Raw genomic sequence first — 15,488 nt, 5'->3', positions numbered from 1 at the left:
TTAGCGAGGGGAGCGGATTTTAACAAAGCGTCAGCGACTGGCCTGAAAAGCCTTCAGCCCTTTCTGGCCCTGTGCACGGATGGCATTTTGCACAAACGGCGCCCAGCCCAGCAATGCACCTCGCGTACCGAGGGCCTGACGCGCCCAGCGCCACAGATCGAACTGATCGTGGTGTTCGCAGATCTTGCCGTCGCGAAAAACAAACCGCGCCTGGATGTCGTTGACCACCGTGCGGCCGGTCTGGCTGAACAGGTAGGTCGCGACCCAGTGGGCAGCGCCCGTCGTGGCGTCGGCACGGACGTGATCGAACACCACCGAAAAGTCACGGGCGCGGGACGTCAGCATGCGCCACATGTCGCCGGCATCCCGCCCGTGCAACTCGCCAAACACCGGGTCGGAAAACACCACGTCTTCGCTGTAGCACGCGGCCATCGCCTCGGCGTCCAGACGACTGAACGCCTCGTAAAAGCGCGTGATCAGCGCGCTGTTGTGTTCGCTGGTAAAGGTCTCGCTCATGGGAACGCCGTCCATGGAAATAGGATGCATGCACGATAAGCGGCCGCACTGCGTTTTGCCACGGGCATTCGCAGGGGAAATGCCGGCCCTCAGACTTTCTCGCTGGTGACGCCCACGTACAGGGCGCGCCCGGCGCCAAGGCCAGCGATGATCGCGGCGATGCCGATGATGCCGAAGATCCAGCCCACCGAGTCCCAGTTGCCGGTCCAGTCATGCACGACGCCCACCGCGAAAGGCCCGAGCGACGCCAGGGTGTAGCCGAAGCCCTGGGCCATGCTCGACAGGTTCGCGGCGACGTGGGAGTCCCGCGAGCGCAACACGATCAGGGTCAGCGCCAGGCTGAACGTCCCGCCCTGGCCCAGCCCAAGCACGATGGCCCAGGCCCACAATTGCTCAAGCGGTGCATACAGACAGCCGAACAGACCCGCCAGGGTCAGCAGCATCACCAGCACAATCGCGACCCGCTGATCCTTGCCTCGCGTTGCGAGCCATGGCGCGGTCAGCGAGCTGACCAGTTGCACCATGATCGAACCGGACAACAGCAGCCCGGCTTCAGTGGCAGTCAGTCCGCGCCCGATGAGGATCGACGGCAGCCAGCCAAACACGATGTAGGCCAGCGACGATTGCAGCCCCATATAAAGGGTGACTTGCCAAGCCAGAGGATCGCGGCGCAAACCGCGCACCCGGTAGGCCACCTGATGCTGACCATGACGCTGACGCGTTTGCGGCCACCAGAAGATCGCGGCGAGAATCGCCGGCACGATCCAGAAGCCCAGGCCTAAGGTCCAATCGCTGCCATTGCCGTTACCCAGCGCCTCGCTCAACGGAACCGTTGAACCCGCCGCAACGGCAGCGCCCAGGCACAGCGCCATGGTGTACACGCCCGTCATGGCGCCGGCCTGTTTGGCGAAGTCGCGTTTGACGATGCCGGGCAGCAATACCCCGATGATACCAATGCTGGCCCCGGCCATGATGCTGCCCGCAAACAGACCGAACTCGCCGAGCGAGCTGCGCAGAACGATCCCGCACGCCAGGGTCAGCAGAATGCCGAGTACCACGCGCTCGCTGCCGAACCGTCGCGCAAGAATCGGCGCAAGCGGTGCAAACAGGCCCAGACACAACACCGGCAGCGTGGTTAGCAAACCGGCCGTGGCCGCAGAAAGCCCCAGGCTTCGTGACACTTCGCTCAATAATGGCGCCATGCTCGACAACGCCGGACGCAGGTTCAGCGCCACCAGCACCAGGCCCAACAACAGGAACCACGGGCGCTTCAGGACGGGGTGTAGCTGCTGAACTTGCTCGTCATCGGCTTCTGCATCGATCAGCAGTTGGTCGATGTCGTGAGGGGTCGAAGCATTGGAACGGGAACTGCTCGCCGTCGGCGCCTTGGTCGTCATGGGATTCTCGTGGGGGGCAGGAGGATGTAACAGCGCATTGCGCAAAGCAGTAATCCTGTTGGAGATCGGCAGAGAACACAAGTTTTACGGGGATTGGGTACAGTTTTGCGGTGTCGTAAGCCCACACCCCTCAAACATGATGACGCCGCTGATCTATCTGCCAGCAATCTCCCACAAAGTAAAAAACCCGGGCACTTGGGCCCGGGCTCTTTGTGAAGCGGCTACTGACTCAGTGCAGAATCTGACTCAGGAACAGGCGCGTGCGATCACTCTGCGGATTATCGAAGAAGTCGTTTGGCGCGGCTTGCTCGACGATTTCGCCTTTGTCCATGAAGATCACGCGGTTGGCCACGGTGCGGGCGAAGCCCATTTCGTGGGTCACGCAGAGCATGGTCATGCCCTCTTCCGCCAGGCCGACCATGGTGTCGAGCACCTCTTTCACCATTTCCGGGTCGAGGGCCGAGGTCGGCTCGTCGAACAGCATGATCTTAGGCTTCATGCACAGCGCGCGGGCGATCGCCACACGCTGTTGCTGACCGCCGGAGAGCTGACCCGGGTATTTGTGGGCCTGCTCGGGAATACGCACGCGCTCCAGATAATGCATGGCGATTTCTTCGGCCTTGCGCTTGGGCATCTTGCGCACCCACATCGGCGCCAGCGTGCAGTTCTGCAGGATGGTCAGGTGCGGGAACAGGTTGAAGTGCTGGAACACCATGCCGACTTCGCGACGAATCGTCTCGATCTGCTTCAGGTCCGAGGTCAGCTCGGTGCCATCCACCACGATGCGACCCTGCTGGTGTTCTTCCAGACGATTGAGGCAGCGAATGGTCGTCGACTTGCCCGAACCCGACGGACCGCACAACACGATGCGCTCGCCCTGACGCACGTTCAGGTTGATGTCTTTCAACACGTGGAACTGGCCGTACCACTTGTGCACGCCTTCCATCCGGATCATGCCTTCGGCGCCCAGAGGCTTACTGATAGCTTCACTCATCACAAAACTCCTAACGCTTGTGGCCTGTGTCCAACTTACGCTCCAAATGCATGGAGTAGCGGGACATGCCGAAACAGAAGATCCAGAACACCAGGGCCGCGAACACGTAACCCTCGGTCGCCATGCCAAGCCACTTGGGGTCGGCGGCAGCTTGTTTGACGCTGTTGAGCAGGTCGAACAGGCCGATGATGATCACAAGGCTCGTGTCCTTGAACAACGCGATCACGGTGTTGACCAGACCGGGAATGACCAGCTTCAAGGCCTGCGGCAGAATCACCAGCCCCATGCGCCGCCAGTAACCGAGACCCATTGCCGCAGCCGCTTCGTACTGACCTTTCGGAATGGCCTGCATGCCGCCTCGAACCACCTCGGCCACGTACGCCGACTGGAACAGGATCACGCCGATCAGTGCGCGCAACAGTTTGTCGAAGTTCATGCCTTCAGGCAGGAACAACGGCAGCATCACCGACGACATGAACAGCACAGTGATCAGTGGAACGCCTCGCCAGAACTCGATGAACGTCACGCACATCACGCGGATGGCCGGCATTTCGGAGCGACGCCCCAAGGCCAGCACCACACCCAGCGGCAACGCGCCGGCGATACCCACCGTGGCGATCACCAGGGTCAGCATCAAGCCGCCCCACTGGCTGGTGGCGACCTGATCCAGGCCGAACACGCCGCCATGCAGCAGAAAGTAGGCAATGATCGGGTAGATGAACAGAAACGACAGGCCATAGATCGCCTTGCGCGGCATCACTTTGATGAACAGCGGCGCCACGCCGATGATCGCCAGCCAGACGGTCAGATCAACCCTCCAGCGCAGTGCCTGCGGGTAGTAGCCGTACATGAACTGGCCGAAGCGCTGTTCAATGAACACCCAGCAGGCGCCGGCCTTGGTGCAGTCGGCGCGCGTGGTGCCGACCCAGTTGGCATCGAAGATGGCCCAGCTCAGCAGCGGTGGAACAACCAGCCAGATCAGGTAGATCGCGAACAGGGTCAACAGCGTGTTGATCCAGCTCGAGAACAGGTTCTGGCGCATCCATGCCACCGGGCCGAAGACTTTGCTCGGCGGTGGCATGTCGGGTTTGAAAGTATGGGATGTCATGCGCGTTTCCTCACCGCTCGATCAGCGCAATGCGCTTGTTGTACCAGTTCATCAGCAGGGAAATGCTGATACTGATCGCCAGGTACACGCTCATGGTGATGGCAATGACTTCGATGGCCTGACCGGTCTGGTTGAGCACGGTACCGGCGAACAGCGAAACCATTTCCGGGTAACCGATACCGGCGGCCAGCGACGAGTTCTTCGCCAGGTTCAGGTATTGGCTGGTCAATGGCGGGATGATCACCCGCAGCGCCTGCGGAATGATGACCTTGCGCAGCGTCGGGCCTGGACGCAGGCCCAGCGAGCGAGCTGCTTCAGTCTGGCCATGGCTCACCGACTTGATGCCCGAGCGCACGATTTCGGCGATGAATGCCGCCGTGTAAACCGTCAGGGCCAGCGTCAGCGCCAGCAGTTCAGGGATCAACACCCAGCCGCCCACGAAGTTGAAGCCCTTCAGCTCGGGCAGTTCCCAATGCACCGGTGCACCGAAGATCAGCGCGCAGAGCGTGGGAATCACGATGAACAGCCCAAGGCCCGCCCAGAACTTGTGAAACGGCACGCCCGTGGCTTCGAAGCGCTTGTTCGCCCAGCGCGTCATGAACACGATGGCGACAATGGCCAGTACCACGCTGATCACGAACGGCCACGCCGCATCGGTGGCAATCGCGGCCGGCATGTTCAGGCCACGGCTGCTGACGAAGAACGAACCGAGAAACCCGTGGGCCGCCCGCGGACCCGGCAGGGTCAGGAACACCGCGAAGTACCAGAACAGGATCTGCAACAGCGGCGGAATGTTACGGAAGACTTCAACGTAAACCGTTGCCAGTTTGTTGATGATCCAGTTGTTGGACAAACGCGCAACGCCGACGATGAAACCCAGCAGGGTCGCGAGGATCACGCCGATGAACGTCACCAGCAGCGTGTTGAGCAAACCGATCAGGAAAACCCGCGCGTAGGTGTCCGACTCCGTGAACGGAATCAGGTGCTGCGCGATGCCGAAGCCGGCACTGTTTTCAAGGAAACCGAAACCTGAGGTGATACCCCGGTGTTGCAGGTTGGTCTGGGTGTTATCGAACAGATACCAACCCATCGCGACTACGGCGACAACCGTAATTATCTGAAATAGCCACGCACGCACTTTAGGGTCGCTGAGGCTAAGCCTCTGCTTGGGTGCGCTGATTTGATTTTGCATGGAGTGCCCCGGAAGAAATGCAACAAAGCGCCCGGCCGCGATTCACGCAGCCGGGCGCAGGTCAATCAACGCACTGGTGGTGCGTATTGAATGCCGCCAGCGTTCCACAGAGCGTTCTGACCGCGAGCAATCTCCAGAGGAGTGCCTGCGCCCAGGTTCTTCTCGAACATTTCGCCGTAGTTACCGACTTGCTTGACGACCTGCACGACCCAGTCTTTCTTCAGCTTCAGCTGAGTACCGTAGTCGCCGTCGGCACCCAGCAAGCGGGCCACGTCAGGGTTCTTGGTCGACTTGGCTTCGGCTTCAACGTTTTTCGAGGTGACGCCTGCTTCTTCCGCGTTCAGCAGCGCGTAGCCGACCCAGCGAACGATGGTGCTGAAGTCTTCATCGCCACGGGCGACAACCGGGCCCAGCGGTTCTTTGGAGATGGTTTCAGGCAGAACGACGTAATCCTTCGGCGAGGCCAGCTTGGAGCGCTGTGCGTAGAGCTGGGATTTGTCGGAGGTCAGTACGTCGCAACGACCGGATTCCAGCGACTTGGCACTTTCGTCGGAGGTGTCGAACGTGATCGGGGTGTACTTGAGGTTGTTGGCGCGGAAGTAGTCCGACACGTTCAGCTCAGTGGTGGTACCGGCCTGAATACAGATCGTCGCGCCGTCCAGTTCCTTGGCACTTTTCACGCCCAGCTTGCTGTTGGCCAGGAAGCCAACGCCGTCGTAATAAGTGACGAAGCCCGGGAACACCAGACCCATGCTCGCGTCGCGAGAGCTGGTCCAGGTGGTATTACGCGACAGAATGTCGATTTCGCCGGACTGCAGCGCAGTGAAACGCTCTTTGGCGTTCAGCTGGCTGAATTTGACCTTGGTCGCGTCGCCAAACACTGCGGCAGCAACAGCGCGGCAGAAGTCGGCGTCGATGCCCTGGATCTTGCCGCTTGCGTCCGGAACCGAGAAGCCTGGCAGACCGTCACTGACGCCGCACTGAATAAAGCCCTTCTTCTGAATGGCGTCCAGCTTGGCACCCGCTTGAGCGAACCCGGTCAGACCGAGCGCTGCAGCGGCGGCCACTACAGCCAGGGTGGATTTCAACATCTTCATTCGAACCTCCAGTTTGCTCTTTGTTGTGTAGGAGCCTCAGCCCCGTCGCACCCTTGTGAGGCATTCATGACCCGTGCTGGCTTGTTTTTGGGTCATGCGACGTTGAACCCGTTTACCGCCACCGGCGCCAGGCATCTGGTCATCGCGTGTTCGGCATGTGGCGAGTCCAGCAGACTGAAGCCCCATGATGTCCTTGAACCCCGAGGTTCAAAGCGAATCGTGCCGGGAATCCTGTTCGATGATTCCTTGCTGCCTCTGACGCAACACTCGGCTGTCTGCTTGATAGCCTATTAGTGTTACCGCCCGAGGTGAGCGCCTTCACTCCGCGGGTTGTGTAGCAAAGCCCGTACCACCATGCTGGCAATGTCGAATTAGCGACAGGTCAAGATCAAAACTTGTAACCTTGCGACATCTTTCAAACGCCGCCAACAGCCCGACGCACCGCCTTAAAGCGCTGCGCCGACGGCATCGCACACTAATGGAGCACACATGTCTGAACCGTTGATCCTCGAACCGGAATTGGCAGTCGATGCCTGCGTGATCTGGCTGCACGGCCTGGGGGCTGATCGCTACGATTTCCTGCCGGTGGCAGAGATGCTGCAGAAGACGCTGAAGACCACGCGCTTCGTTCTGCCGCAGGCACCGACCCGGGCCGTGACCATCAACGGTGGCTACGCAATGCCCAGCTGGTATGACATCAAGGCCATGAGCCCGGCCCGCGCCATCGACATCGGCGAGCTGGAAGGCTCGGCGCAAGACGTCATCAAGCTGATCGAACAGCAGCGCGACAGCGGCATCGACCCGGCCCGAACTTTCCTGGCCGGGTTTTCCCAAGGCGGCGCCGTGGTGTTGCACACCGCCTTCCTGCGCTGGGAAGGCCCCCTTGGCGGCGTGCTCGCGTTGTCCACGTATGCACCGACGTTCAGCAACGAAATGAGCCTGTCCGCCAGCCAGCAACGCATTCCGGCCTATTGCTTGCACGGCAGCAATGACCCGGTGGTTCTGCATGCCATGGGCCGCGCGGCTTACGAACATCTGGAAGCGCAGGGCGTCACCGTGACATGGCAGGAATACCCAATGGAGCACGAAGTGTTACCGCAGGAAATTTCCGACATAGGTGTCTGGCTCGCGGATAAGCTTCGCTAGTCCACTCATTTGATCCTTCCAATTGCGCTGCGGATTTGCTAGGACACTACGCTGCGCCGGGTTCTTGCTTTACACTCCCCGGCGTACATTCCTAAATCAATCGATGAGATCACCGTGCTCAAAGCACTTAAAAAGATGTTCGGAAAAAGCGAGGCTGAGCCGCTCGCGCCGGCTGCTCCCCTCTCCGTCCCCCAGCGCCAGACCGAAACTGTCTCGCGGGAACCGTCAGCAGCAGAAGTGCACGCGCCAGTGCCAGAGCATTCGGCAGCCGCTGCGCCGGTCGTCACTTCGCCTACCAGGGCAGAACGCCCGCGCCGTGAACGTGCGCCCAAGCCCGTCGTCATTCCCTGGAAACCCGAAGACTTCGCAGTCGAACCCCAGGAAGGCAAAACCCGCTTCCACGATTTCCCTCTCGCCCCCGAACTGATGCACGCCATCCAGGACCTGGGTTTCCCGTACTGCACGCCGATCCAGGCGGGCGTTCTGGGTTACACCCTCAAAGGCCGCGATGCCATCGGCCGCGCCCAGACCGGCACCGGCAAGACCGCCGCGTTCCTGATTTCCATCATCACGCAGCTGACCCAGACACCTCCGCCGAAAGAGCGCTACATGGGTGAACCCCGCGCGCTGATCATTGCGCCGACTCGCGAGCTGGTGGTGCAGATCGCCAAGGACGCCGAGGCGCTGACCAAATACACCGACCTCAACGTAATGACGTTTGTTGGCGGCATGGATTTCGACAAGCAGCTCAAGCACCTCGAAGCTCGCCACTGCGACATCCTGGTCGCCACGCCAGGCCGTCTGCTGGACTTCGCCCAGCGCGGCGAAGTGCACCTGGATATGGTTGAGGTGATGGTGCTGGACGAAGCCGACCGCATGCTCGACATGGGCTTCATCCCTCAAGTGCGCTCGATCATTCGCCAGACCCCGCATAAGGGCGAGCGCCAGACGCTGCTGTTCTCTGCCACTTTCACCGACGACGTGATGAACCTGGCCAAGCAGTGGACGACGGATCCTGCGATCGTCGAAATCGAATCGCTGAACGTCGCCAGCGACACCGTCGAGCAGCATATTTATGCCGTGGCCGGTGCTGACAAGTACAAGCTGTTGTTCAACCTGATTAATGATCACGGTTGGGAGCGGGTGATGGTCTTCGCCAACCGCAAGGATGAAGTGCGGCGCATCGAAGAGCGCCTCGTGCGTGACGGCATCAATGCCGCGCAGCTCTCAGGCGACGTGCCCCAGCACAAGCGCATCAAAACGCTGGAAGGTTTCCGGGAAGGCAAGATTCGCGTGCTGGTGGCCACCGACGTCGCGGGTCGAGGGATTCACATCGACGGCATCAGCCACGTGATCAACTTCACCCTGCCGGAAGTACCGGACGACTACGTACACCGCATCGGCCGGACCGGTCGTGCGGGTGCAGATGGCGTGTCGATCAGCTTCGCCGGTGAAGACGATTCGTATCAGCTGCCGTCGATCGAAGAAAAGCTGGGCCGCAAGATCAGCTGCGAAACGCCACCGACCGTGTTGCTGCGGCCAGTCGTGCGCGTGCAGCGGGCGGTTCCTGCGGCGGAGTAAGCCGCAAAAAAAAGCGCAACCCTGGAAGGGGTTGCGCTTTTTTTGTGCCTGATCGGTGTCAGTCAGTGCCGTAACGAGGCGAACGCGGGCCATATAACAGACCTGCTGGCTTGCCGGCCGAGAGCAAGCGCTGGCTGGCGATACCGGCGATAGGATGGCCTGCATCGGTTGAGCTATTGATGATCTGCTTGACCGCCGCAGTGATCAGCATGCCAACCAACCCGCCGCCGCTATTGTTGCCGCCTTCATCACTGGACGCACTGGCAGTGCCGGTCCACAGCGTCGTTCCGCTGCGCAGGTCGACCAGCTTGGCGGTGGCCGCCACGATCGTTTGACTGCTGATGACCATGTAACTGGTGCCGTACTGCGTCACCTTGACGTACATCGCCGCATCCGCACCGAAGATTTCCCGCAGTTTGGCCGGGGATGTTTCCTGAATCTCGTTTGCGCTGGTCAGGCCGTTCTGCTTGAACGTCTCGTCGACCAGTGCCACTGGCAAGACGTAGTAACCGGCCTCCGCCAGCGGGAACGTGACTTGGGACAGCAGGCTGTATGTCGCCTTGACGTCGGGTGACTCGTTAACCGGTGGCAGCACCAGGATCGAGCGGGGTTTGCTTTCCTTGAAGGCCGAATAATCGACGGTCTTCGGCGCTACGCAGCCGCCCAGCAGGGTGGCTGCAAGCAGGCTGGCGGCCAGCGTCAGATAACGTGCGCTCATTTGGAGGCGACTCCTGTCTTGACGTTTCTAAGCAGAAAATCCATGTAGGTCGCCGACTCGGGGAACAGCCCCTTCTCGGTCCGAAACTCCTGCACCATCTGATCATCCTTGCCCAGACTGCCGTACAACATGCCCAACTGAGCGTGGTAGCCCGGTGGTGGATTGCCGTTGGTGGAACGTATCTTCTGCAGGTCTTCCTCCAGTTTGGCGACTTGGGCCTCTTTGGATTCGCCCTTGAAGTATTCGTAGACCTCGGGCTGATAGCTACCCCACTGGTACAGGGTCTTGGGTTGTTGAGCGCAGCCGGCAAGCCACAGGCTTGCTGCCGCCATCGCGATCAACCGGAACTGACGGGTACTGTTTTGCATGTGAAACGAACTCCCTGTAGTGATCAGTTGGCAACCGGCTTCCAGCCACCGGCATCAATCGCCCGCACCATGTTGTTGACGGCTTCGCGCATGGCCAGATCCAGCACCTTGCCGTTGAGCGTCGAGTCATAGCTGGCAGTCCCGCCGAAACCGATGACCTCGCGGTTGGACAACTGATACTCGCCCGCGCCCTGAGTGGAATACACCACCTCGGACGTGCTGATGTTGACGATATTCAAGGCGACCTTGGCGTAGGCGATCTGGGACTTGCCACGACCCAGCAAACCAAACAGTTGCTGGTCTCCTACTTCTTTACGGCCAAACTCTGTGACGTCACCGGTCACCACATAATCAGCCCCACGGAGCCGCTGCGTTGTCTTTTTGATCGCCGCTTCCTGGCCGATCTCGGCCATGTTGTCGCGGTCCAGCACGTTGAAGCGATTGGTCTGCTGCATGTGGGTGATGAGAATGGTTTTGGCCTGTCCGCCAAGGCGGTCAACGCCGTCGGAAAAGATCCCGCGCATGTAGCTTGAACGGTTATCGAACTTGCCCACCGCGATCGGCGTACGTACGCCGGCGTAGGGAGTGTTGTAACTCTCGACCTTTTCCACCGGCATCGCCCGCGAGCTCTCCGTGGCACAACCGCTGACTACAACCAGCGTTGCCGCTGCCATCCCTGAAACGAACACCTGCTGCAATCGGTTCACACCCACACTCCGTATTTTCAGATTCATGTCCGTCCGTTGGCCTCAACTGCGCCTGCTCAGGCACGGTTGATCGCCCGCAAGGTGCGGTGATTTGGGGCAAACGGAGGGGTTTTGACGAGATTGACGCGCAGGAACCGGAATACGGTTCCTGATAGACGAGCTCATTCCCTGAGGGATATCACAGTGATATCAATCCGGCCGCAATGCTAAGACGCCAGCTTACTGGCGTCAACCACTCTAAACAGCGCCTGTTTAACGGGCCTCTCAAACCGGCTTATTTCCAGCGATCCGCGGCCTTGTGGTCACTGTCGCGGCCCTCCGCCCAACGGGCCCCTTCTGACGTGTTTTCCTTCTTCCAGAACGGCGCTCGGGTCTTCAGGTAGTCCATGACGAAGTCGCAGGCTTCGAATGCCGCCTGGCGATGGGCGCTGGCGGCTGCGACGAACACGATAGGCTCGCCCGGTTTCAATTCGCCCACCCGGTGAATCACTTCCAGCTTGAGCAGCGGCCAGCGCTGCTGCGCTTCATCGACGATCTTGAGCAGCGCTTTCTCGGTCATGCCGGGGTAGTGTTCAAGGAACATCCCTGCCACTTCAAGGCCGTCGTTGAAGTCGCGGACGTAGCCGACAAAGCTGACCACCGCACCCACGCCGACGTTGGCGTCGTGCATGGCATTCACTTCCGCGCCGGGATCGAACGCTGCGGCTTGCACTCGCACGCCCATATCAGCCTCCGGTGACGGTCGGGAAGAACGCCACCTCGTCGCCCGGCTCAACAGGCGTGTCCAGGGAGCACAGCTCCTGATTACGGGCGCACATGATGCCTTTCTCGCTGAGCACCTCCCACACACCACCGCGCGCGAGCAAATGCTGGCGCACGGCGTCGATGGTGGCGAACGCGCCTTCGAGCGTCTCACTCTCGGTGCCGAGGGTTTCGCGAAAACGCGCGAAGAACTGGACTTGCACGTGAATGGTCATTGGGCGTTCACCTGCTCGTCGGCGATGAAGTGCCCGCTTTTGCCACCGAGTTTTTCGAGCAGTCGCACGTGCTCGATGGCCATGCCTCGGTCCACGGCCTTGCACATGTCGTAGATAGTCAGGGCGGCGATGCTGGCGGCGGTCAGCGCTTCCATTTCCACGCCGGTCTGGCCGGAGAGTTTGCAGCGGGCAAGGATATGCACGGTGTCAGGGCTTTCGGCGCTGAGTTCGACCTTTACGCCCGTGAGCATCAACGGGTGGCAGAGGGGAATCAGATCGCTGGTTTTCTTCGCGGCCTGAATGCCGGCGATGCGTGCGACGGCAAATACGTCACCTTTGGGGTGCCCGCCTTCGACGATCATTTGCAGGGTTTCGGGCCGCATGCGCACGCGCGCTTCGGCCACGGCTTCACGGAACGTCACGTCTTTTTCAGTGACGTCGACCATGTGGGCGCGACCTTGGGAATCGAGATGAGTGAGCACGGGATGACTCCTGAACAGGAGCGGGGATTGTAGGGAGTTAGGGCTAGAAGCCACAAGCTGCAAGCTGCAAGCTACAAGCTACAAGCTACAAGCTACAAGCTAGCGACCTTCACCACCGGGCACTAACTTGCAGCTTGAGGCTAGAAGCTTGAAGCTGCTGTCACTTTACAAATGGCTCTCCGCGTATTCAGCCAGGATCGAGCGTGGAACACCTTGCAGACTGATGTGCACGCCGTTGGGGAAGTCCTTGAAACGCTCCGTCAGGTAGGTCAGCCCCGAACTGGTGGCCGACAGATAAGGGGTGTCGATCTGCGCCAGGTTGCCCAGGCAGACCACCTTTGAACCGGCGCCGGCACGGGTGATGATGGTTTTCATCTGGTGCGGCGTGAGGTTCTGGCATTCATCGATCAGGATCAGGCTCTGCTGGAAGCTTCGGCCACGAATGTAGTTGAGGGATTTGAACTGCAGCGGCACCTTGCTCAGGATGTAATCGACGCTGCCATGGGTGTTTTCATCGTCCATGTGCAACGCTTCCAGGTTGTCGGTGATCGCGCCAAGCCATGGCTCCATCTTTTCTGCTTCGGTGCCGGGCAGAAAACCGATCTCCTGGTCGAGGCCCTGCACGCTGCGGGTGGCGATGATGCGGCGATAACGCTTGCTGACCATGGTCTGCTCGATGGCAGCGGCCAGGGCGAGAATGGTCTTGCCCGAACCGGCCGCGCCGGACAGGTTGACCAGATGAATGTCCGGATCCAGCAGCGCGAACAGCGCCAGCCCCTGATAGATGTCGCGCGGTTTCAGCCCCCACGCCTCTTGGTGCAGCAGCGGCTCTTGATGCATGTCCAGCAACAGCAACTCATCAGGCTTGACGCCTTTGACCCAACCGACGAAGCCTTGCTCATCGATAATGAATTCGTTGATGTGCACAGACGGAATCTGCTCGATCATCTGCACTTTGTGCCAGGTACGGCCGTGATCCTGGCGGGTATCGACCTTGCTCACCCGGTCCCAGAAAGAGCCGGTCATGGTGTGGTAGCCGCGGGACAGCATCGACACGTCGTCGACCAGTTGGTCGGTGCTGTAATCCTCGGCCTCGATGCCGCAGGCACGTGCCTTGAGGCGCATGTTGATGTCTTTGGTGACCAATACGATGCGCGTGTCCTTTTTCCGCGCATGCAGGTCAATCAACTGATTGATGATGATGTTGTCGTTGAGGTTGTCGGGCAGCACCCGGTTGGGCTCTTGCCGCTTGTTCATGAGGATGGACAGATAGCCTTTGAAAACACCTGTACCGCGATCGATCGGTACGCCTTTTTCGACCTCCTCCGGGGTCGCTTCGCCGAGTGTCTTGTCAATCAAACGGATCGCCTGCCGACATTCGGCAGCCACCGAGTGCTTGCCCGCCTTGAGCTTGTCCAGTTCTTCGAGGACCGTCATGGGGAGTGCAACGTGGTGTTCTTCGAAATTCAGAAGCGCGTTTGGATCATGGATCAATACGTTGGTATCGAGCACGTAAAGGATTGGCTGGTTAGAGGAAGGGGTGCGTCCGTGGTCATCCATACTCGCTCACCTTTGTAGTAGCCGGGTGGCGCAACACACAGCGATGTTGCGTCACGAAAAGGCCGCCGAGGCTTTCCCCTTGAGGCAGGAGAAAATTGCGCAAAGTGGGGTCTGGAATGACGCCACCTGTGTTGCAGGGTTCGGCGGTCTGTTGTCGTAATACCGCAAAACCGATGACATAAAAACGCGTTTCAGCGCTTTTTGAAGTTTATTTTTCAGGGGGCGAATTAGGCCTTGGCGGATGGGGCAACCGCGTTTAAAGTCGGAAGTCCGGTCTGGGATAAATCCTCAGAAATTTCCGACATCCCCCCTCGTCACTCCCCTTCTTTCACTGGCGGCACCGTCTGCTCAACAGCTGCACCCGGCTGCTCGGCTGGCTCCTCTACAGCGTCATCATCCGGCGCGTCAGCCTCGTCATCCTCATCTTCTTCGTCCGCCAACTGCTGGGGATAAATATGGCAATCCTCCCAGATCACACCGCTTTGCGCGGTATTTGCCATCAGCCATGGGACCGCCTGTTGCGGTTTGTCCGTGCTGTCATGAAAGACCACATTGCCGCGCCGCCACAGCAGCATCAGCGTGAGCACCCGGTTGGCAGCCTGCTCGGCGCTGATGCGTCCGGTGCTGTCCTGGGAATCGATGTTCCACAGCGACACCCGCAGCTGCTGATCGCGGAAGAACGGCGCGCTGTCGGCACGACGATGCCCGTAAGGCGGACGGAACAACGGCACGAAATTGTCCGGCAACACCTGCTGAATCAGCGCGGCCGTGCGCTGGATGGAGTCTTGCCAGTCGCGCCAATGGGCATGGGACCTGAACTCCCAGCCTTGCAGGCCGACGCATTGCTGCCGGTAGACGTTTTGCAGCGCTGGCGCTGAAGTGCTGTCGAGACGACTTTGCAGGCTTTTGCCCAGGACGAAGAACGTCGCGGTGATCTTCTGTTGGCGCATGAAGTCAGCCAGCCAGTCCGTGGCCCCATCAGCAACCGTCGGACCGCTCTCGAAATTGAGCAGGAAGGTCCGGTCCGGCATTTCTTCGCCGCTGAGTTCGTCGGAGTTATAGCGCTCGATCTCGCTGCTGGTCTGCGGGAACAGGGCGGCCATGCGCAACAGTTCGTTGAGATAACGCTGGCTGAAGGCATCGGCCGGCGCCGCCCACTGCGCATAGAAGGAATCATCGGCCACTTTGTATTCGGCGGCGCGCTGACGTAGCATCGGCACGTCGTCGACCAGCACGCAGAACGAGGCGTCGGCTTCACAGGTTTTTTCAGCGAATGTCCAGTTCTCGAACAGGCGCGTCCACAACCGTGTGCGGATCAGGTTCACCGTCGGCAGGTTGATCTGGCGCAGCCCCAGGCGCGCACTCAGCTGGGCATCGCTGAGCTTTTCGCTTTCCAGCAACTGATGGGCGAAGCTGAGAATCTGGGCGCGAGAAGCGACGTCGAACAGCTGCGGCGTTTCCAGAGCCTCCGGCCAGACTGCGCGATCCAGCATCGCGATATCCCCCGTGGCCGCCTGTGCGTTGAGCCCCAGCAAACAGGCTCCGATCAATAACAGCATGCGCAAAACGACGTGCTCCCAATCCTTGATAAAGAGGCCGAAAACCGGCGAGGCACTATAGCGGATTTGCCCAGGGCCAGATGGCC

Annotated in this window: 15 protein-coding genes and 1 pseudogene; 2 read left to right on the top strand and 14 right to left on the bottom strand. The window is 60.1% G+C overall.

Translation table 11 applies throughout. The features are described 5' to 3' along the window. Positions 1 to 30: 30 nt before the first annotated feature. The 6 genes from M1E04_RS04325 to M1E04_RS04300 all read right to left on the bottom strand — a co-directional run bounded on the left by M1E04_RS04325 (position 31) and on the right by M1E04_RS04300 (position 6,304). A complete protein-coding gene (locus tag M1E04_RS04325; RefSeq protein ID WP_065991979.1) occupies positions 31 to 516 on the bottom strand; it encodes a nuclear transport factor 2 family protein in 486 nt (161 codons plus the stop codon). Positions 517 to 605: 89 nt separating this feature from the next. Beyond that, complete coding sequence (locus tag M1E04_RS04320; protein WP_410934896.1) at positions 606 to 1,913, bottom strand: CynX/NimT family MFS transporter; 1,308 nt, start codon at positions 1,911 to 1,913, stop codon at positions 606 to 608. Between the two features lie 229 nt (positions 1,914 to 2,142). Further along, entirely contained in the window at positions 2,143 to 2,907 is a 765-nt protein-coding gene (locus tag M1E04_RS04315; RefSeq protein WP_037014923.1) for an amino acid ABC transporter ATP-binding protein, read from the bottom strand. Positions 2,908 to 2,917: 10 nt separating this feature from the next. Then, positions 2,918 to 4,015 carry an amino acid ABC transporter permease gene (locus tag M1E04_RS04310; protein ID WP_192132659.1) on the bottom strand — a complete coding sequence of 366 codons (1,098 nt, stop codon included), beginning with the start codon at positions 4,013 to 4,015 and terminating at the stop codon, positions 2,918 to 2,920. Positions 4,016 to 4,025: 10 nt separating this feature from the next. After that, positions 4,026 to 5,207, bottom strand: a complete 1,182-nt coding sequence (locus M1E04_RS04305) for an amino acid ABC transporter permease (RefSeq protein ID WP_456292456.1) — start codon at positions 5,205 to 5,207, stop codon at positions 4,026 to 4,028. 65 nt (positions 5,208 to 5,272) lie between these two features. Continuing rightward, positions 5,273 to 6,304 (bottom strand): amino acid ABC transporter substrate-binding protein, encoded by a 1,032-nt coding sequence (locus tag M1E04_RS04300; RefSeq protein WP_065991973.1) that lies wholly within the window; start codon positions 6,302 to 6,304, stop codon positions 5,273 to 5,275. A 489-nt stretch (positions 6,305 to 6,793) separates the two neighbouring features. Here M1E04_RS04300 and M1E04_RS04295 point away from each other — a divergent pair, with 489 nt between their 5' ends. Both M1E04_RS04295 and rhlB read left to right on the top strand, forming a co-directional pair. Then, a complete protein-coding gene (locus M1E04_RS04295; protein ID WP_456292455.1) occupies positions 6,794 to 7,450 on the top strand; it encodes an alpha/beta hydrolase in 657 nt (218 codons plus the stop codon). Between the two features lie 108 nt (positions 7,451 to 7,558). Beyond that, on the top strand, positions 7,559 to 9,031 hold the full coding sequence (gene rhlB / locus M1E04_RS04290; RefSeq protein ID WP_456293149.1) for an ATP-dependent RNA helicase RhlB: 1,473 nt from the start codon (positions 7,559 to 7,561) through the stop codon (positions 9,029 to 9,031). A 58-nt stretch (positions 9,032 to 9,089) separates the two neighbouring features. Here the strand turns inward: rhlB and M1E04_RS04285 are convergent, their stop codons facing one another. The 8 genes and pseudogenes from M1E04_RS04285 to M1E04_RS04250 all read right to left on the bottom strand — a co-directional run. Further along, the gene (locus tag M1E04_RS04285; RefSeq protein WP_065991957.1) at positions 9,090 to 9,749 is read right to left on the bottom strand and encodes a DUF799 domain-containing protein; all 660 of its coding nucleotides are present in this window, start codon (positions 9,747 to 9,749) and stop codon (positions 9,090 to 9,092) included. After that, on the bottom strand, positions 9,746 to 10,117 hold the full coding sequence (locus M1E04_RS04280; protein ID WP_410928428.1) for a DUF4810 domain-containing protein: 372 nt from the start codon (positions 10,115 to 10,117) through the stop codon (positions 9,746 to 9,748). The genes M1E04_RS04285 and M1E04_RS04280 overlap by 4 nt, the downstream gene beginning before the upstream one ends. A gap of 23 nt (positions 10,118 to 10,140) precedes the next feature. Continuing rightward, a complete protein-coding gene (locus M1E04_RS04275; protein ID WP_083233272.1) occupies positions 10,141 to 10,791 on the bottom strand; it encodes a CsgG/HfaB family protein in 651 nt (216 codons plus the stop codon). 307 nt (positions 10,792 to 11,098) lie between these two features. After that, positions 11,099 to 11,548, bottom strand: coding sequence for a molybdopterin synthase catalytic subunit MoaE (moaE, locus tag M1E04_RS04270; protein ID WP_456292454.1), 450 nt, complete (start codon positions 11,546 to 11,548; stop codon positions 11,099 to 11,101). Position 11,549: 1 nt separating this feature from the next. After that, positions 11,550 to 11,801: a MoaD/ThiS family protein gene (locus M1E04_RS04265; protein WP_410928427.1), complete on the bottom strand. Its 252-nt coding sequence runs from the start codon at positions 11,799 to 11,801 to the stop codon at positions 11,550 to 11,552. Next, positions 11,798 to 12,283, bottom strand: a complete 486-nt coding sequence (gene moaC, locus M1E04_RS04260) for a cyclic pyranopterin monophosphate synthase MoaC (protein ID WP_456292453.1) — start codon at positions 12,281 to 12,283, stop codon at positions 11,798 to 11,800. Before moaC ends, M1E04_RS04265 begins: the two co-directional genes overlap by 4 nt. A 165-nt stretch (positions 12,284 to 12,448) precedes the next feature. After that, positions 12,449 to 13,843, bottom strand: a complete 1,395-nt coding sequence (locus tag M1E04_RS04255; protein WP_065991946.1) for a PhoH family protein — start codon at positions 13,841 to 13,843, stop codon at positions 12,449 to 12,451. A gap of 389 nt (positions 13,844 to 14,232) precedes the next feature. Then, a pseudogene (locus M1E04_RS04250) lies at positions 14,233 to 15,408 on the bottom strand (polysaccharide deacetylase family protein); the annotation flags it as partial. Between the last annotated feature and the right edge of the window lie 80 nt (positions 15,409 to 15,488).

Source organism: Pseudomonas sp. AK106, assembly GCF_053903055.1.
This window is presented reverse-complemented; position numbering and strand designations above follow the sequence as displayed.